This window comes from Bernardetia aquimarina, from assembly GCF_042180575.1.
Taxonomy (GTDB): domain Bacteria; phylum Bacteroidota; class Bacteroidia; order Cytophagales; family Bernardetiaceae; genus Bernardetia.
In genome coordinates this window covers 964,883-983,219 of sequence record NZ_CP170094.1, presented here as the reverse complement: position 1 = coordinate 983,219, position 18,337 = coordinate 964,883, and the positions used below count along the sequence as shown (strand labels likewise).

The window sequence follows — 18,337 nt, the reverse complement described above, 5'->3', positions numbered from 1 at the left end:
CATAATTACATGAAAAAGCATAAAATTGGTGTTTCTGTCTTATTATTATTTCTTCTTATGTCTTTCCAAACTGACAAACCAGCCTATCAAATTTTTGATGCAGCAGGAAAAAAATCGTCTTATCAATCTATTTTAGAAAAAGCACAAGAAGCCGATATTATTCTTTTTGGAGAAAGTCATAATAATCCGATTATTCATTGGTTACAGATTGAATTGACAAAGGATTTGTATAAAATTCTATCTAAAAATTCAAATATAATAAAAGAGGGAAAGATTTTTAGAACAAAAAATAATCTCATTTTAGGCGCAGAAATATTTGAAGCCGATAATCAAACTATTTTAGATGAATATCTGAATGACATTATTACAGAAAAAAACTTTGAAGCCGAAGCAAGATTATGGAATAATTATAAGACAGATTATAAGCCGTTGGTAGAATTTGCAAAGGAAAATAATCTTGATTTTGTAGCTACAAATATCCCTCGTCGTTATGCTTCTTTGGTTTCTAAAAAAGGGTTGTCTAGTTTGGATGAGCTTTCAGAAGATGCAAAACGTTTTATGATGCCTTTGCCTATTGAAGTAGATTTGAAGATGCCAGCTTACGCAAATATGCTCAAAATGATGGGGGTTCATTCGACTTCTGATACTGAAACAGTAAGTGAAGGTGCTGCAAATTTTGCCTACGCACAAGCCGTAAAAGATGCAACAATGGCATATAGAATTAACGAATATTACAAACAAGAGAGAGTAACACAAAATAAAAAGGCAGAAAAGAAAAATTCTATTTTCCTACACTTCAATGGTTCTTACCATTCAGATAATTACGAAAGTATTGTTTATTATCTTAGAAAATATAATCCAAGTTTGAAAATAATGACCATTACGGCAGCCGACCAAAAAGACTTAGATGTTTTAGAAAAAACGAATGTTGCTGATTTTGCGATTGTTACGCCTCTTTCTATGACTAAGACGTATTAATTTTAATTTTTTATGGATATAAGACAAGAATTTGAAGATTATTCATTCGAAGTAATGGATAAGTTATTTGATATAGAAAAAGGAAACTTAGAAAATCTATCTCAAAATGAACAAGAAATTGTACGAATTTGGAGACTAGAATCTGATATGTACAATGGAGGTTTTATACAGTTTTTTTGTAATTGGGGGTATGAAAATTTCTTAGAAACACAAAAAGTACTTAAAAAAATAAATGCTAGTAAGAATTTAGAAATTATTACTGAGTGCGAACTAATTATCTCAAAATGTCAAGATGATGAAAGAATAGAAAAATTTTGGGATATTCCAATTATTTTACGAGAGTATATTACAAAAGAAGAAGAGAAAAGACTTGATGAATTGGATGAGCTTTACTGGACAGACCCAAATGATATTCAAAAATTGGCGTATGATTTTTACTTAAAAGAAAATTAGGACACATAAACTTCTTCTCATGTATATTGATAGTTTTCTTCTAAAAAATGAGTTTGATTTTCAGTAAGAATTAAGGCATTTTTCATTTTTTTATAGCATTCTTATTTTTTTGCATCAACTTTATTCCTAATAAATTATCAAAAAAACTAAACTGATTTGTAAGTAGTGCAAGTGCTTGAACGATATGTAAAATCAATAGTATAATTACAATAAAAAGAGAGAAAACCGAGTTGTTTTCTGTCCAAAGTAGTAATGTAATTAGTATCGCCATTGGTATCCAATAGATTAAATTTCGTATGACAAGAGTTAAAAAATATACTTTTTTAGCAGTTTGATTATTTATAAAATAAAGTCCCAGTATTTTTTTTCCGACACTGCTATCTCCTAATATACAATCTCTAAAAATGATGTATAAAAATGCTGTACCTATCGAAAAATTTGAAATAGTTTGTTTCTCGGCTCTAAAGTAGGATAAAACAAAATACATTCCTGCTCCAAAACACAATGCGACCAATAAATCTAATAAAAAAGCAAGCGAACGGTCATCACTATTTGGGTTTATGTAAGCAGAAGTAATGACTTTCTTAATTTGTAAAGCAGTTGCTAGTCTTGGAAAATCGTATAATGTATTCTTTTGATTACAATGCTCTGAACCCATATACTCCCAACTTTCCTTCAAAAAAGCAGATTTACAAGAAGCACAAAAAACAATTTCATCTCCTAAAGAAAAACTATCTTGAGTAATTGGGTCTTGACGATTTTCTTGTAAAAAGTGATTTTGATTTTCAGTAAGAATTAAGGCGTGTTTCATTTTTATATAATTGATTCTATTATCACAAACTATGAGTTAAACTCTAAAAGTAGCTAATTAGGTTACATTTTATCTTATTATTTTTTTCTCAAACTGACTTTTATAAAATGTTTTTTAGATAAATAAATCTAACAAAATTAGCAAAAAAGATTGTTTTTCTACTTTAATTTGCTATTTTTGTAAAGCACTATCTTTTACAAACTATTGGAAAAATCTGCCGAAAATAATACGCAAAATAGCATACAAAATAATGCAATAGATTCTAATCAAGAATCTCAAAATGCTGCGCCTAATTCTGAAAACTCTAAAATAAATAGTAGAAAAACAGTTGAGAAAACAGTTTTTGATACAAAAATAGAATTTCTGAAAGGTGTTGGTGGCTTGCGTGCAGAAGTTTTACAAAAAGAACTCAATATCAGAACTTTTGGTGATTTGCTGATGCACTTGCCTTTTCGTTATGAAGACCGTACACAATTTCAAAAAATAGGTTTAATTTCAGAAGAAGATACAGCCGTTCAACTCAAAGGAAGATTACGAAATATCAATCTTTGGGGAGAAGGAAAAAAGAAACGTTTGGAAGCAATTTTAGAAGATGCTACTGGAGAAGTAAAACTGGTTTGGTTTCGGGGTGCAAACTGGGTTGCTAAAAAACTTAAAGATGGACAAGAATATATCGTTTATGGTCGTCCGAATATGTATGGCAGGAATTTTAGCATTGCTCATCCAGAAGTAGAATTATATATTCCTTCTGAAAAAGAAAAACTCTATTTGCAGCCTGTCTATCATACAAGCGAAAAAATGAAGGCAAAGGGAATGGACAGCCGAGGAATTTCAAATTTGATGCAAACGCTTATTCGTCAAGTACATAAAGAAATTGAGGAAACTTTGCCAGCTTCTATTATTGAAAAACAAGATTTATTGGATAGAAGAAGAGCTATTGTTCATATTCATTTTCCAAAAAATACAGAGTGGTTAGAAACAGCAAGAAATCGACTAAAATTTGAAGAATTATTTTTTATTCAGCTTCAACTCTTGCAATTAAAACTCGTCAGAACAGACAAAAATCAAGGTTTAATTTTTGAAAAAACACCTACTTTAGCCAAATTTTATAAAGAACATTTGCCTTTTGAGCTTACAGGCGCACAAAAACGAGTTATCAAAGAAATTCATCAAGACGTACAATCGGGTAGCCAGATGAACAGACTTTTGCAAGGAGATGTAGGAAGTGGAAAAACGATTGTTTCCTTTTTGATTATGCTCATGGGAATTGATTATGAGGCTCAAAGCTGCTTGATGGCACCTACCGAGATTTTGGCGCAACAACATTATGAAGGTCTGAAAGGATTTTGTGATGCATTGGGACTTCGAATTGATATTCTTACAGGCTCAACAAAGACAAAAGCAAGGCGTGAAATGTTGGAAGATTTGAAAGAAGGAAAAATTCATATTATTGTCGGAACACATGCGCTTTTAGAAGATAGAGTTCAGTTTCAGAAATTAGGAATTTGTGTAATTGATGAGCAGCACCGTTTTGGAGTAGCACAAAGAGCTAAATTATGGCAAAAAAATGAAGGTTTCTTTCCTCATGTTTTGGTCATGACAGCAACGCCAATTCCTAGAACGTTGGCGATGACTTTGTACGGAGATTTGGATGTTTCGATAATTGATGAACTTCCAGCAGGTCGCAAACCTATTAAAACAGTTCATAAATTTGATGCTCATCGTCTGCGTGTTTTTGGTTTTATGCAAAGTCAGATTGATTTGGGAAGACAAATTTATTTGGTTTATCCATTGATTGAAGAATCAGAAACATTAGATTATAAGAATTTGGAAGATGGATATGAGAGTATTTGCAGAGCTTTTCCAAAAGTTCCTGTCAGTATTTTGCATGGAAAAATGAAACCTAAAGACAAAGATTTTGAGATGCAACGCTTCGCAAAAGGAGAAACCAAAATTTTGGTTGCCACAACGGTAATTGAAGTAGGTGTAAATGTTCCGAATGCTTCTGTTATGATTATCGAAAATTCTGAACGTTTTGGACTTTCACAGCTTCATCAGCTTCGTGGGCGTGTTGGGCGTGGAAGTGAACAGTCATATTGTGTCTTGATGAGTGGTTATAAACTCAGTAAAGAAGGCAAAAAACGTCTTGAAGTAATGGTCAGGACAGTAAATGGTTTTGAAATTGCTGATGAAGATTTGAAATTACGTGGTGCTGGCGATATTGCAGGAACACAACAAAGTGGTGCAGTAGATTTACGAATTGCTGATTTAGCAAGAGATGGCGAAATTCTGAAAGTAGCAAGAGAGGTAGCCCAAGAAATACTAAAAGAAGACCCAAAATTAGAAAAAGAAGAAAATCAGCCTTTAGTAACTATGTTAGAAAATATTCAAAAAGAGCAGACTATTAATTGGAGCAGAATCTCTTAGATTATAAAAATAAATTAATTATACCAAAAAAATACAGTCTTTGTTGCTGTTTTAGTGTAGCGACACCAACAAATAAAAATAAGTTTGCAAAAGAAATTAGCTACGCTGTTTCTTTGGGGTATAGCATTTTTTCAACTTTGACAGTCCTTTCACAAGGCTGTCAATAGTTTGAAAAATACGCACTAAACTATTGTCAGAGTTATTTTGGATTACCAAAAAACTACTGACAAAGTTTTTATGAACATGCCCTAATTCTTCAAACAACTTTTATATATAATTTAAAATTTGTAATTATATTTGGATATTTATTTTCCTAGTCCATTTATTTTTCAATCTCATTATTTTTATGCCTAATTTTTTTACTAATAAATGGATTCCTATTGTTGAATATACAAATAAGGAAAGTTATCTCAATGAAGTACAAAAACAAGTAGATTCTATTTCAGATGGATTTGTAGGACTATTTTTTTTGATAGGAATTTGCCTTGCTCCTATATATAGTACTTGGCTTTTTACTTGGATTACAGCAGGTTGTACGTGTATGCTGTATTTGATAATTCGTTTGGTTTTGCAAGAAGGCAGACTTTCTAGAGCATTGATTTCTGTGGTTTATACTATTTTTATGCTGCAATTTATAGGTCAGCTTCACGGAATGGCAGAAATGCACTTTTTTTATTTTACCAATGCTGCTCTTCTTATTATTTATCAAGATTGGCGTATGCAGGTAGTTTATTCTTTCTTAGCTATCGGACATCATAGTATTTTGGCTATTTTACAATGGCATTATGGAACTGATTTGGGACAGTATTTTATTGGATATGGAGAAATTACATTTTTTAGGTTGTTTTTTCATTTTGGAATAGCTCTTTTGATGTCGTTTATTTGTGGTTTTTGGGCATTTCTGATTCAAAAAATGTATATTACGATTACCTCAAAATACCAAGAAAGTCAAAAAAATATCTCAAATGAAGGCTTGAAAGAATAAATAATGAAGTGAAAAATTGTAAATATTAAAATAAAACTCTACCTTTGCAGTCTTGTTTTTATAGAACTCTTATCAAAACAAGAACTCTAATTTATTTTATTTTAGGGTATTATTTTAATTTTCAGACCTCTCTAAACTTTGTATAAGTTATGGCAACTCGCATAAGACTTGCAAGAAGAGGGCGCAAAAAAGCTGCACGTTTCGAAATCGTTGTAGCTGACTCCCGAGCGCCACGTGATGGTAAATTCATCGAAAAAATTGGGACTTACAATCCGCAGACTGTACCTGCTACTATCGTTATTGATGACGAGAAAGCTATTAAATGGCTTATGGTAGGAGCGCAGCCTTCTGAAACTGTAAGAAGAATGTTACATTATAAAGGTTTAATGTTCCGTAAACACCTTCAATTAGGTGTAAACAAAGGAGCTATTACTCAAGAATCTGCTGACGAAAAAATGGCAGCTTGGAGAGAAGCTAAAGACCAAAAAATTGAAAGCCGTATTTCTAAACTTTCGGGTGATAAACAACAAGCTGCTAAAGACCGTATGGCTGCTGAAGCTAAGGTAAAAGAAGCTCGTGCTGAAGCTATCCGTAAGAAACAAGAAGAAGCTGCTAAAGCTAATGAGCCTGCTGCCGAAGCAAGCGAAGAAGCTCCAGAAGCATCTACGGAAGAAACAACAGAAAATGCAGGAGAATAATTTATAAGGAATAATTATGAATTAAAAATTACAAGTTAGTAATCTATTTGATTTATAATTACTGATATAGATAACTGGTTTTAATTAAACGTATATCTATTTATAAAAAAACTTCTAACTCTTTTTTATTTTTGTTCTATTTTTATAGGATAAAAATAAAAAAGAGTTTTTTTTTAGAAAAAAACCAATAAAAATTAAAGGAATCAAAATAAAATTATCTACTGTCAAAATATTTCTTTAACTTTTCAGAAACAAACCTAAGCGAATGAATATTCGTTTATCATAAAATAACACACTATTCAGACTACCAAATTTTATCATTTTTAGTTATAAAATAATGGACACAAACACATCTACCTCAAACGAAGAAAATACAATCCAGTCGCCAAAAAAATTTAGACGAAGAAATAAAGTACGTTCTGACAAACAAAAAATGTCTTGGATAAGTAAAGTGAAAAAATTGAAAATTATTCGAAAAGATCCATTTGGAAATTTTCTTTTTTTGAAAAGGATGCTTGTAGGCGTTCTTGGTGCAGCGACGTATCCACGTTTTAATATTTTGAATAACACAAAAGTAGAAGGTGCAGAACATTTAATGAATCTTCCCAACAAAGGCGTTATGTTTATCTCCAATCATCAAACTTATTTTGCTGATGTAATGGTAATGTATCACGTTTTTTGTAGTGTAAAATGGAAATTTAAAAATATTAATTTTCCTGTATATTTATTAAATCCACGTACAAAAATGTTTTATGTAGCAGCCGAAGAAACGATGAAAGATGGTGGTTGGTTGCCAAAACTATTAGCTTATACAGGTGCTGTTACTATAAAACGAAGTTGGAGAGCAAAAGGAGAAGAAGTACAACGAGGAGCAGATACATCAGCTCCTAACAAAATAAAACAAGCATTGGCAGAAGGTTGGGTAGTAACTTTTCCTCAAGGAACAACAAAAGCATTTGCTCCAGTAAGAAAAGGTTCTGCACATTTGATTCACGAATTAAAACCGATTGTAGTTCCTGTTTATATCAATGGTTTTAGAAGGGCATTTGATAAAAAAGGATTCTTTTTGAAAAAAAGAGGTACACAATTACAAGTAACATTCAAAAAACCAGTTCAGTTTACAGACGAACATACGATTGCAGATATTCAGCATTTTATTGAAAAACATGTCAAATTGCCTGAGGAAATGAAAACAATAAAATAATCATATCGTCTAACAACACTAGGCTAGGAAGTTGTTTTAAGAATATACACTTTAAACAACTTCTAGGTTTGGATTCTTCTATCGATAAACTACTTTGTTGAAATACTATTTTCAATAAAATCAATTATTTTTTCTTTATAATTTGCTTGCGAAAGGTCATACCAAGTATATTCTGTATCTCTTCTAAACCAAGTTAATTGTCGTTTGGCAAATCGTCTTGTGTTTTGTTGAATGTTTGAAATGGCTGTTGGTAAATCAATTTCTTGAGTAGCATCTAAATAATCAAAAATTTCTTGATAACCGACTGTTTTTAATGGGGAAAGATGAGCATAATTTTGTAAGCCTTTTACTTCTTCGACTAAACCATTTTTTATCATTATCAAAACTCGTTTGTTTATTCGTTCGTATAATTCTTCTCTAGGTCGGTCTAACATAATTTTGATAGTTTCGAAGCCTAATTTTTGTTTTCTTTCTTGTTTATTTTTTTCTTGATTTTGCCTAGTTTTTTTTCTGAATTCTGAATAAGTTTTGTTTGTACTTCGAATGATTTCTAAAGCCCTAACGACTCGTTGAGGATTATTCAAATCTGCCTCTTGGGCATATTCTGAATCTTTTTCTTTTAATTCTGAGACTAATTTTTCTAATCCATTTTCTTCTAACTCTTTATTTAATTGCTCTCTGAATTTTGTGTCAATAGTTGGTATTTCATCAAATCCATCACAGATTGCTTGAATAAAAAGTCCAGAACCTCCTGTCAGAATTAATATATCATTTTTATTATTTCTCTTTTTGAATAAATTATCAATAACAGATAAAGCCTCCTTTTCAAATTGTCCTGCTGATAGAGGGTTTTGAATTGAATGAGAATCGATAAAATGATGCTTTATTACTTTTGGGGTGTCATTTTTAGACAAAAAAGTCATTTCTTTTTGTGTGGGTTTTGCTGTTCCAATGCTCATTTCTTTATAAAATTGTCTTGAATCGGCTGAAATGACTTCTGTATTAAAGTAAGCTGCTAATTCTGTACATAAAGCTGTTTTTCCTACGGCTGTTGCACCTGCTATTACTACTAATGTTTTCAAGTTAGTTTATATTTCGTAGTCAAATTTTGTATTCTAAAATAGTCTCCCAATCTAAAAAAGGCATAACAAATTATTGCTTTTATGAATTATAAAAACAGGCTATTTTGGGTGTTTTAGTGTATCAAGACCAAAAACACAGTTTATCCAAATAATTTGTGTTTAGTTATTTCTATTCTCTTTGGTAGCCTCCAAATCAGAAGAAATAAATAGTTTTTCTAACTCTTCTTTTGTTTGAGGCTTAAAGCTAGGCAAAATTACCATAAAAGTAGAGCCTTTTCCAAGCTGACTAGCAAATTTGAGTTCACCTCCTAGTTTTTCGACAGCTTGACGTACAATATAAAGTCCTAAACCATTTCCATCTGACCTTTCATTTCCACGATAAAACATATCAAAAATTCGTTCTTGATACTGTTTGTCTATTCCTAATCCGTTATCAGTAATGGATAAAACAAACTTTTTATCGTCTCTTGTGGCAGTTTCTACTAGAATAACAGACATTTTTTTTGTTCGGTCTGCAAACTTGATTGCATTAGAAAGTAAATTTCTCAAAATAACATTTAACCTTAAATTATCTGTATAAATGATTCCTTTTTGGCTTGATTTGATTTTGAATTTTATCTCACTTGCATACGGTAAAAAATCTAAGTCAGCAATGTTTTTATGAATTAGATATTCTATTCTCAAAGGTTCGTATTTAGTTTCCAAATTACTTGTTTGAGAATAATTGATAATTGACTGTACAAACTCATCTAATTTATGAATTCTTCCTCTAATCATTTTGATATGAGAAAGTGCATGTTCTTTATCAATTTCGGCAATATTTAATAAACCGAGTATAGAAGTTAGGGGTGAGCGCAAATCGTGTGATGCCTTATAGACAAATTGGTCTAGTTCATAATTACTTATCTTCAATTCTTCTAAAGTTTGTCTGAGCATTTCTTCAGCTTCTACTTGGTCAGAAATATTCTCAATAAACATAACTATAAATGCAGGTTTTTTGTCATCATCTTTTACTACGGAAAGAGAAAGATTGAGCCAAATTGTATCTCCATTTTTATGAATATAACGTGTTCGCATTGAATAACCATCACTTTTTTCATTCAGAACACGACGAAGCTGCCTAATATCTCTAGGCAAATCTTTTGGATGCGTAATTTCTCTGAGTTTTCTTATACTAAGTTCGTTTTGAGAATAACCTGTCATTTTACAAAAATGAATATTAAAGGCAGCCCACGACAAATCTATTCCAATATGAGCAATTCCAATTCCTGCTTGTTCGAAGGTAGAACGAAATTTGAGTTCACTTTCTTTGAGTAATTGTTCAGTAATTTTTCGTTCGCTAATATCTCTTACAATAGCCACAAAACGATTTTCACCATCATCCAAATCAACATATTGCAATAAAAGTGCAACAGGAAATTTGCCACCACTTTTATGTGAAAAAGTTGTATCCAAATTTATTTGATGATTTGTATTATTTATAACATAAGAAATGAGTTGCTCAAAGTCTTTTGGAGTACTGTTGCTCATAAGGTCAATGAGTTTCATTGTGCGAAGTTCTCCAAAAGAATAACCAACAGCTTCAGTAGCTCCTTTATTGGCATAAATAAATAAATGAGTAGTTGCATCAAACATAAAAACGCTATCCTTTGTAACATCTAAAGTGCGTTTGAATTGAGCTAAGGAACGCATAATTTGTGCTTTTTCTTCCTCAAATACTCTGCGTTCACTAATATCTCTAATCACATACAGATAACCAATTATATTTTTACTAGAATCATAAACAGGGGTAGAAATAGTTTCTGAATAAATTAAATTTCCATTTTTGGCTTTTAAAGCAATTTCAAAAACAGATGTTTTTTCCATAATATCAAAATGATCAGAAATCAGAAAAAAACTTTCCTCTTCAAATAAACTTGAAAAAATTCTACCTTTGTATTCATCATCATCATAACCTAAGATATTTTTTATGGCAGGATTGACCCATTCTATTTCCAAATTTGGAGTCGTAAATATTACACCATCAGGAAGTGCATCTAAAATAAATTGCAACATCCTTTTTGTACTATCCAACTCTTTGTTAGCCAAAACACGTTGTGTAACTTCTGTATCTACACCTTCTATACGGATTGGTTGTTTATCTTTTCCTAGTGTTACTTTTACATCTGTCTGAATCCAATGTATATCTCCTTTGCTATCAATGATACGATATTCATAAGAAATACTCTGTCCTTCTCGTGCTTTGTTGCGAGCCTCTTTTACGGCTTTTATATCTTCTTTATGTACTCTTTTTAGCCAAGCATTTGCATCTTTTTTTAGTTCTTCTTGAGAAATATCATAGACTTTTTCAACGGCAGCCGAAATAGTAAGTAAATTATCTTTTTTGACATCATACGACCAAAATACATTGTCTAATGACTGAAAAATACCTTCAAGTAGTTCTTTTGTATTTCTTAAATCTTTTTCAATCGCTTTTTCTTCAGTAATATCTTTAGAAGAAAGAATAAAAAACTGTCCTCCATGACGATTGTAAAAATCATTGATATATAATTCAATATCGATGAGTGAGTTGTCTTTTCGTTTTAATTTCCAATATTTTTTTGCTGTTGTATTTCCTTTTCGTGCTTGTTTGATGGTCTGAATAGCATTTTCTAATTCAAAATCAGGAACAATGATAGAATATACCTGCTCAATTAATTCAGTAGGTTCATAGCCTGTCATGAGTGCATATTGTTTGTTTACATTAACAAAATATCCCCATTCATTGATAACAGCTAATCCAATTTTGGCAGATTGAAAAATAGATTCTCCAAAATTTTGACTATCTCTTAATTTATTTTGTGCTTCTTTTGACTTTGTTAGATTTCTGACTAGAGCAATATAAACGATTTTTTCCTTTTCAAAATTAGTTTCATTTAAGGAAACACTTAAAGGAAATGTTGTTTGATTTTTGTGTTTAGCGATGAGTTCTACATTATGAATTACTTTTGTATTGTCTGAAGACTCTGCCATTAACTCTGTAAAAGTTGCTGGTATAGGCTGTTCAGATAGTAGTATTTCGACTGATTTGCCGAGTAATTCTTTTTCTTTATACCCAAAAATAGTTTCAGCAGCAGGGTTTACCAAAGATATTATCCCTTTATCATTGACTATCAGAATACCATCTGGTATAGTGGCTAGGATAATATTTAGCTGTTTGGTTTGTATTGCACTATTTTCTAGGAAGGATTCTATCAAGCTAGAAGAAGGAATATTTGTATGTGCAATAGATACATATACAATTTGTTCTTCATTTGATACTAGACTAATTTTATATCCGTTTTCGTTTTTATCCTCATTCTGTTGGTTATGTTCAAAAATATATGACTCAACTATTTTTTTATTGGTATAATGACGTGCTTTTTCGAATTGATAGCCTAATTTTGCATTCTGCTTTTTAATATTTTTTCCTACTTCTACGATAAAATTTTTTCCGACTAATTCTTTTTCTTTTTGTTTAGTGATTTTCTCCATTGCAGAATTGACATGCAAGATGTTATTTTGTGCATCTACTACGCAGAATGCTTCTGCTGATAATTCGAAAAATGGGGTTGTATAAGGCATTAACTACCAACTTTACAGCGATTAAATAATTTATTCAAATTTTTCTTTAATTTATGAAAAAAAAAACACTTATATTATTTCAATTAAAAATAATGTTGTGTTTTTAGTTCATTATAGTCTAAAATCTAGTTTTTAGTCTGTTACAGGAATTCTAACACCTATTACCAGTACATCATCTATTTGTGGATATTCTTTTCTCCAATCTTCAAATTTATCTTTTAAGATTTCATTTTGTTGTTTCATAGGCAGTTTATGAATTTCTAATAAAAGGTTTTTGAATTTTCCTTTCATAAATTTTCTGTTTTTTTCTCCCCCAAATTGGTCTTGATAACCATCCGAAAAAGTATATACAACAGTTGGAGAATCAATTTTGATAGTATGGTTTGTGTATTTTATGGCTTGTTTGCCTATCCAGTTTCCACCAATAGGAATTTTGTTTGCTTTTAGTTCGTGTAATTCTTCATTTTGGATATAAATTAATGAGTTTTTTGCTCCAGCAAATTCTATTGTATTTGCCTTTTTGTCCCATGTCCAAATATTCATGTCCATTCCATCACGATTGTCGGTTTCTCGTTGTTTTAAGATATTACTTACCTCATCATTGAGTACATCCAGAATTAAGTTGGGTTGTGTAATAGAATAATCTATAATTACCTTATTGAGCATATCATTTCCAATTAAAGACATAAAAGCCCCTGGAACACCATGTCCAGTACAATCGACAGTAGCTACAACTACTTTTTCACTTTGCTCTTCGATCCAATAAAAATCTCCCGAAACTATATCTCTAGGTAAAAATAAAATAAAAAATTCGGATAGAAGCTCTTCAATACGCTCTGGTGTAGGAAGCATTGCTATTTGAATACGCTTGGCATAATTAATACTAGAAATAATATTATTGTTTTGTTTTTCAATGATTTTATTTCTTTCATCAACTACTTGTTGTTGAGTAATTAATTCTTCATTTGTAGAACGAAGTTCGGTAGTACGTAATTTGACAATTTGTTCTAGCTCCTCAGCTTTCATTTTTATTCTTTTGGTTCTTACTACGACTACTCCCCATATACCTCCACCTATCAAAAGAATAACCAATCCTATAAACCAAGTAGTTTCGTAAATATGAGGTTGTACTACTACTATGATACTTGCTCCTTCATTATTCCAAACACCGTCATTATTGGCAGCAATAACATGAAATGTATATGTTCCGTTGGGAAGATTTGTATAAACAGCTTCTCTTTTATTATCTTTTGTAATAACCCATTCTTTATCAAAGCCTTCAAGTTGATATTTGAACTTTACTTTTTCAGGTGCACGAAAACTAAGAGCCGTAAAATCAATAGTTACACGTTGTTGTTCGGGTTGCACAATTATTTTTAGAGGCTCTAAAAAGGTTTGATTATCTAAAAGAACTTTTTGTACATATACAGGAGGGCGACGAGAATTGATGGGTAAAAAATTAGGGTCAATACGCAAAGCTCCATTATTGGTCGGAATCCAAATTATGCCTTGAGAAGACATGAGTGATTGAGTAGCTCCTTTACATTGCTCAGTACGCATCCCATCGTTTTTGTCATATTGTGTCCAGTTTGGTTCTATTTTATCTCCATTTGCTAAAGAATTGAGGTCATTTTTTTTGATACGCAAAACCCCTCTATTTGAAGAACACCAAAAATAGCCATTATTGTCTTCTACAATATCAAAAATAGTTTCATTTGGAAGACCATTTGAAGCATCAAAGATAAATGCTTTTTTGTCTTTCCAGCGTACCAAACCTGCATTAGTTGCCAACCAAATTGTATTTTGTTTGTCGCAATGAATATTAAAAATCAGATTAGTAGGCAAACCATTTTCAATAGTAAATAAATCAAATTTATTTCCATTTTCGACAGCTAACCCTCCATTATTTGTTCCTACTAGAAGGTTTCCATTATTATCTTCTGTTATTGACATCACAAAGTCAGGTGTAAACCCTCTCTCTAAACCAATTTTTTCAAAAATATATTTATCTGTTTTTTGGTCTTTTTTATATTCTACTAAACCTTCTCCTCTAGTTCCTATCCAAAAACGTCCTTTTGAATCTTGGTAGGTAAGACGCAATACATTAGTTGGTAAACCATCAGCCTTGGTAAATAATTTTTCGTTTCCATTAAGGTCTTTTTTTAATAAACCGTCGTAAGTAATTATCCAAACTATTCCTGCACTATCTTGACGAATATTGAAAATTTCTTGCCCATTGAGGTTTGTTTTTAATGGATAATCAAATACTTTATTTTTTTGGGAATTGATACGATGAATTGTACCATTACTTGTTCCAACCAAAACATCTGTATTATTATAAATACCCACTGAATTTACAGAAGGATAAGCAAGACCTTCACGGACTGTATAGTTGATAAATTTTCCATCACGCAGACGACAAAGTCCATGTCTAGCTGTCGGAATCCATAAATCTTCTTCTTGGTCTAACCAAATTGAACGCACATCATCAAATGCCTCTCCTGTTTCTGTTGTAAGAAGTTCTAACTTTTCTGTCAAAACATTATGGCGATAAATATTATTACGAGTAACAATCCAAAAGTTACCTGCTGGGTCAAATCTCATATCATGAATACGCTCTTCTGCAAGTTGTGGAAATTGTCTGATAAATTTATCATTGTTATATTTCAAAACTCCATTGTATGTACCTGCCCAAATTACTTTTTTATTATCTAAATACAATTTTAATGTACGAGGGTTTTCTACTTCAGAAGCTACTTTTAAAAGACTATTATTTTGTAATATCAAAATTCCTTGGTTTCTTGTAGCTAACCAAAACTTTCCTCTAGGATATTCTAAAATATCATAAATAGATTCTGATGATAATTCTTTTGAAGAGATAGATGTGAATTTTTGTGTTTTGATATCATAAACAAACAAACCTCCTGCACGAGTACCCACATACACAGAATCACTATTATCTAATACATGAATAGCTTCAATATATTCTTTTTCTAAGCCATGTGATTTGAATGCTCCATTTTTATAACTTACGAGTCCACTTCCTTGTGTACCTATCCAAAGAGTGCTATCTTTTGCTTCTTTAAGGCGTGTAATATTATTTGTTTGAAATTGTTCTACGGTATTTTTGGTATAGAGATCAAAACTATTACCATCAAAACGCAAAAGTCCGTCATAACTTCCAATCCATAAATAGCCGTCATTGGTTTGAATAAGTTGTAGAAGTGTTCCTGAAGGCAGTCCTTTTTCGCTATCCCAAACATCTATCAAAAACTGAGAAAGTTGTTTGTTAGGGTCAAAGGGAATATGTTTATTTTGCTTTTGTGCATGTACAAGAAATGAAATACAGAAAAAAGTGAGCAGAAATACTCCTATTTTGAAAAAATATAGAAAGGACTGTTTAGGAAAAGCAATAAAACAATTTATGAAAAAGTGTTTATCTTGTAAGTGTTTCAAGGGGAAATAAGCTAAATAAAGTACAATTTGGTTGAGTTTATGCAAATACAAGTGCTACAAAAATAACATTTTTTTTGACTTATTAGACATTTAGTGAAAATTAATTCGAAATAAATTCAATTTATTTCAAAATCATATTTTGAATAAGTTTGGATAAAATCTTAATTTGTTTCATTCTATTTATTTCTTGACAAAATTAGAAAGTAGTATGATAATTGGTATTTTTACTGCTATTATTAATTTCGTTATTATCTAATCAAAATTATATGAAAAGCCAGTATTATTTAGGGAGTTTGAGTATGTGTCTAGTAATCTTTTGTTTTTTTGCATGTACTCAAATGGGTGTTGCTCAATCTAAAAAGCAAGAGTTTTATAAAGATGGCTCATTAAAAGCAGAAGGAAAAGAAGTAAAAGGAAATAAAGAAGGGTATTGGTTTTTGTATTATCCAGACGGAACAACAATGGCTTTTGAAAATTATCAATATGATAAACTCAATGGACATTCGAAATATTATTCGCCAGATGGAAAATTAGAGCGTAAAGAAATGTGGATAAATGGAATGTTGCAAGATTCGGCATTTTTTTATTATCCAAACGGACAAATAAAACGTACTGGAATTTATCGTGATGGAGCGTATGAAGGGCTTTGGCTTTCCTTTTATGAAGATGGAACACTTGCAAGAAGAGTTTTTTATACAAAAGGACAACTAGATGGATTGGTAGAAGAATATTTTACTGATGGAAGTATGATACAATCAGGAACATACAAAGACGGACAAAAACAAGGTTCTTGGACATACTATGATGAAAATGGAGTAGTCATGAGTAGAGGAGTTTATAAAGAAGGTAAAAAGAATGGATATTGGATTCACTACGACGAAAAAGGCAAACCGAAATATGAAGGAAAATACGAAAACGGAAAAGTAACTGGTGAATGGTTTTATTATAAAAAAGGTAAACGAAAAACTGCCAAAAAGAAAAAATTGCCTATTGAAGAATTGGAATATGAGGAGGGAGAGAATGAATAATTGTAAATTATAAATGGTTAATTGTAAATGAATGAGTAGCTCATTTACAATTAACCATTTATCACTAATAATTTGATTTTAGTCTATCCACTTAAATTTGTATCCTGCTGTTTTATCTATTTTCATTCTTTCAGCTACTCTCAAAAGTCTAGCAGGGAGTTTCATAATATAATCTCTTGCTTTTTCGCCTGTTTCGTTGAGGTCTTTTAGGTCAGCAATTTTCCATTTTTTGATAAGTACTTCCATAATATCCACATAATCTTCTGCTGTATAAACTCCCAAACGTTGGGCGCAATCCGAAAAGTGCTTAAAGGTTTCGCCTACTTTTCCACCAATTTCTCTCAAATAATGAGCTGGCATGACTATTTTTTTACGCATCATGTCCTCAAAAGCAAAAAGCATTTCATTTGGATCAACTTCCAAAATCTTTTCTACAAATGACATATAGGCATAAGCATGACGGTATTCATCAGCAGCTACCATACTACACATTTTTTCCAAATCCGAATTATCGTGTGTTCCTGCAAGTTGTGCTACTCGTTTGTGCGAAATATTAGTGGCTAATTCTTGAAAAGAAGTATAAACAAAATTACGATAAGGGTCTGTTGCTGTTCCAATATCAAAACCGTCGGCAATTAAATGTTGAGTAGAAATTTCTACTTGTTTCATGTTTACTCTTCCTGATAAATAAAGGTATTTATTGAGTAAGTCGCCATGACGATTCTCTTCTGCTGTCCAGCCTCTTACCCATTTTGACCAAGGATTTTCTTTATCGCCTTGATGTACACCCTCTACATCCATAAGCCATGATTCATACGTTGGGAGGGCTTCTTCAGTTATCATATCACCTATCAAGACAATCCAAAAATCATAAGAAAGTTCTCTAGCACGCTCTTGAAGGTCTTTTACTTTATCAAAAAAGTCTAATTTAGAAGCATCAGGTAATAAATCTGAAGGTTGCCAATTGGTATCAATAGGACGTAAAAATTTGCTTGTCATTTGATCTACATAACCTTCTAAATGCTGCATGACTTCTAAACGAGAAGGGGAAAGGGTTAGGATATTACTCATAGACTATTTTTTTGTATCAATTTTTTATAAAACCTATGTTTATCTAAGATTAACATAGAATGGAATTGATAAATTATTTATTTGATTGTATGTATTTGTGTGTTGTTTATTTTAGGGTTGCAAGATACAAATTTAATAATAGCAAAACACTATCAAAAGTCGCTTTAATTAGTGATTTTTGATAGCTTTTATTATAAAAACTGACTTTTAGATTATGAAAAAAGATACCTAATTTTAGTCTCAATAGGTAGATAACTGGTGTTTTATTTCAAAAAGCTATCAAAATACAGATATTTATTTCTATTTTGAGAATCAAGTTATTTTATCCTATTTCTATTTTGGTTATGCCATTTTCATTTATAATTATTTTTTTATTATCATGTTTTGTAACAAGTTACTGTACCCTACTTTTTTTGTAGAGTATGATTAGCAAGTGATTTATATGATTCTTATGATGAAATACAGGATAATACAACTGAAAATTACTTTATAAAATGCTACTTTTTATTAAAATGATTAAATTATAAAGGTTTTGTTTCTT

12 protein-coding genes are annotated in these 18,337 nt (G+C 31.1%); 7 read left to right on the top strand and 5 right to left on the bottom strand.

The features are described from left to right. Positions 1 to 9: 9 nt before the first annotated feature. A complete protein-coding gene (locus ACE193_RS04025; protein ID WP_375561729.1) occupies positions 10 to 978 on the top strand; it encodes a ChaN family lipoprotein in 969 nt (322 codons plus the stop codon). Between the two features lie 12 nt (positions 979 to 990). After that, positions 991 to 1,431 carry a DUF4375 domain-containing protein gene (locus tag ACE193_RS04020; RefSeq protein ID WP_375561728.1) on the top strand — a complete coding sequence of 147 codons (441 nt, stop codon included), beginning with the start codon at positions 991 to 993 and terminating at the stop codon, positions 1,429 to 1,431. 82 nt (positions 1,432 to 1,513) lie between these two features. Here ACE193_RS04020 and ACE193_RS04015 read toward each other — a convergent pair whose 3' ends face one another. Next, positions 1,514 to 2,242 (bottom strand): RDD family protein, encoded by a 729-nt coding sequence (locus tag ACE193_RS04015; RefSeq protein WP_375561727.1) that lies wholly within the window; start codon positions 2,240 to 2,242, stop codon positions 1,514 to 1,516. Positions 2,243 to 2,446: 204 nt separating this feature from the next. Here ACE193_RS04015 and recG point away from each other — a divergent pair, with 204 nt between their 5' ends. The 4 genes from recG to ACE193_RS03995 all read left to right on the top strand — a co-directional run bounded on the left by recG (position 2,447) and on the right by ACE193_RS03995 (position 7,556). Then, entirely contained in the window at positions 2,447 to 4,669 is a 2,223-nt protein-coding gene (gene recG / locus ACE193_RS04010; protein WP_375561726.1) for an ATP-dependent DNA helicase RecG, read from the top strand. A 346-nt stretch (positions 4,670 to 5,015) separates the two neighbouring features. Further along, positions 5,016 to 5,654, top strand: coding sequence for a hypothetical protein (locus ACE193_RS04005; protein ID WP_375561725.1), 639 nt, complete (start codon positions 5,016 to 5,018; stop codon positions 5,652 to 5,654). 149 nt (positions 5,655 to 5,803) lie between these two features. Beyond that, a complete protein-coding gene (locus ACE193_RS04000; RefSeq protein WP_375561724.1) occupies positions 5,804 to 6,352 on the top strand; it encodes a 30S ribosomal protein S16 in 549 nt (182 codons plus the stop codon). A gap of 337 nt (positions 6,353 to 6,689) precedes the next feature. Then, positions 6,690 to 7,556, top strand: coding sequence for a lysophospholipid acyltransferase family protein (locus ACE193_RS03995; RefSeq protein WP_375561723.1), 867 nt, complete (start codon positions 6,690 to 6,692; stop codon positions 7,554 to 7,556). Between the two features lie 89 nt (positions 7,557 to 7,645). On the opposite strand, the gene miaA is transcribed toward ACE193_RS03995, so the two are convergent. The 3 genes from miaA to ACE193_RS03980 all read right to left on the bottom strand — a co-directional run bounded on the left by miaA (position 7,646) and on the right by ACE193_RS03980 (position 15,697). Next, positions 7,646 to 8,638, bottom strand: coding sequence for a tRNA (adenosine(37)-N6)-dimethylallyltransferase MiaA (miaA, locus tag ACE193_RS03990; RefSeq protein WP_375561722.1), 993 nt, complete (start codon positions 8,636 to 8,638; stop codon positions 7,646 to 7,648). Positions 8,639 to 8,797: 159 nt separating this feature from the next. Next, positions 8,798 to 12,241, bottom strand: a complete 3,444-nt coding sequence (locus ACE193_RS03985) for a PAS domain S-box protein (RefSeq protein WP_375561721.1) — start codon at positions 12,239 to 12,241, stop codon at positions 8,798 to 8,800. 132 nt (positions 12,242 to 12,373) lie between these two features. Further along, positions 12,374 to 15,697, bottom strand: coding sequence for a two-component regulator propeller domain-containing protein (locus ACE193_RS03980; RefSeq protein WP_375561720.1), 3,324 nt, complete (start codon positions 15,695 to 15,697; stop codon positions 12,374 to 12,376). 266 nt (positions 15,698 to 15,963) lie between these two features. On the opposite strand from ACE193_RS03980, the gene ACE193_RS03975 reads away from it, so the two are divergent. Further along, positions 15,964 to 16,725 carry a toxin-antitoxin system YwqK family antitoxin gene (locus ACE193_RS03975; protein WP_375561719.1) on the top strand — a complete coding sequence of 254 codons (762 nt, stop codon included), beginning with the start codon at positions 15,964 to 15,966 and terminating at the stop codon, positions 16,723 to 16,725. Positions 16,726 to 16,803: 78 nt separating this feature from the next. On the opposite strand, the gene ACE193_RS03970 is transcribed toward ACE193_RS03975, so the two are convergent. Continuing rightward, entirely contained in the window at positions 16,804 to 17,796 is a 993-nt protein-coding gene (locus ACE193_RS03970) for an acyl-ACP desaturase (protein WP_375561718.1), read from the bottom strand. Positions 17,797 to 18,337 lie beyond the last annotated feature (541 nt).

Bases quoted from the DNA above. Each gene is read 5' to 3' on its own strand.
- ACE193_RS04025 (WP_375561729.1), top strand. From the start codon at position 10: ATGAAAAAGCATAAAATTGGTGTTTCTGTCTTATTATTATTTCTTCTT.
- ACE193_RS04020 (WP_375561728.1), top strand. From the start codon at position 991: ATGGATATAAGACAAGAATTTGAAGATTATTCATTCGAAGTAATGGAT.
- ACE193_RS04015 (WP_375561727.1), bottom strand. From the start codon at position 2,242: ATGAAACACGCCTTAATTCTTACTGAAAATCAAAATCACTTTTTACAA.
- ACE193_RS04005 (WP_375561725.1), top strand. From the start codon at position 5,016: ATGCCTAATTTTTTTACTAATAAATGGATTCCTATTGTTGAATATACA.
- ACE193_RS04000 (WP_375561724.1), top strand. From the start codon at position 5,804: ATGGCAACTCGCATAAGACTTGCAAGAAGAGGGCGCAAAAAAGCTGCA.
- ACE193_RS03995 (WP_375561723.1), top strand. From the start codon at position 6,690: ATGGACACAAACACATCTACCTCAAACGAAGAAAATACAATCCAGTCG.
- ACE193_RS03985 (WP_375561721.1), bottom strand. From the start codon at position 12,241: ATGCCTTATACAACCCCATTTTTCGAATTATCAGCAGAAGCATTCTGC.
- ACE193_RS03975 (WP_375561719.1), top strand. From the start codon at position 15,964: ATGAAAAGCCAGTATTATTTAGGGAGTTTGAGTATGTGTCTAGTAATC.
- ACE193_RS03970 (WP_375561718.1), bottom strand. From the start codon at position 17,796: ATGAGTAATATCCTAACCCTTTCCCCTTCTCGTTTAGAAGTCATGCAG.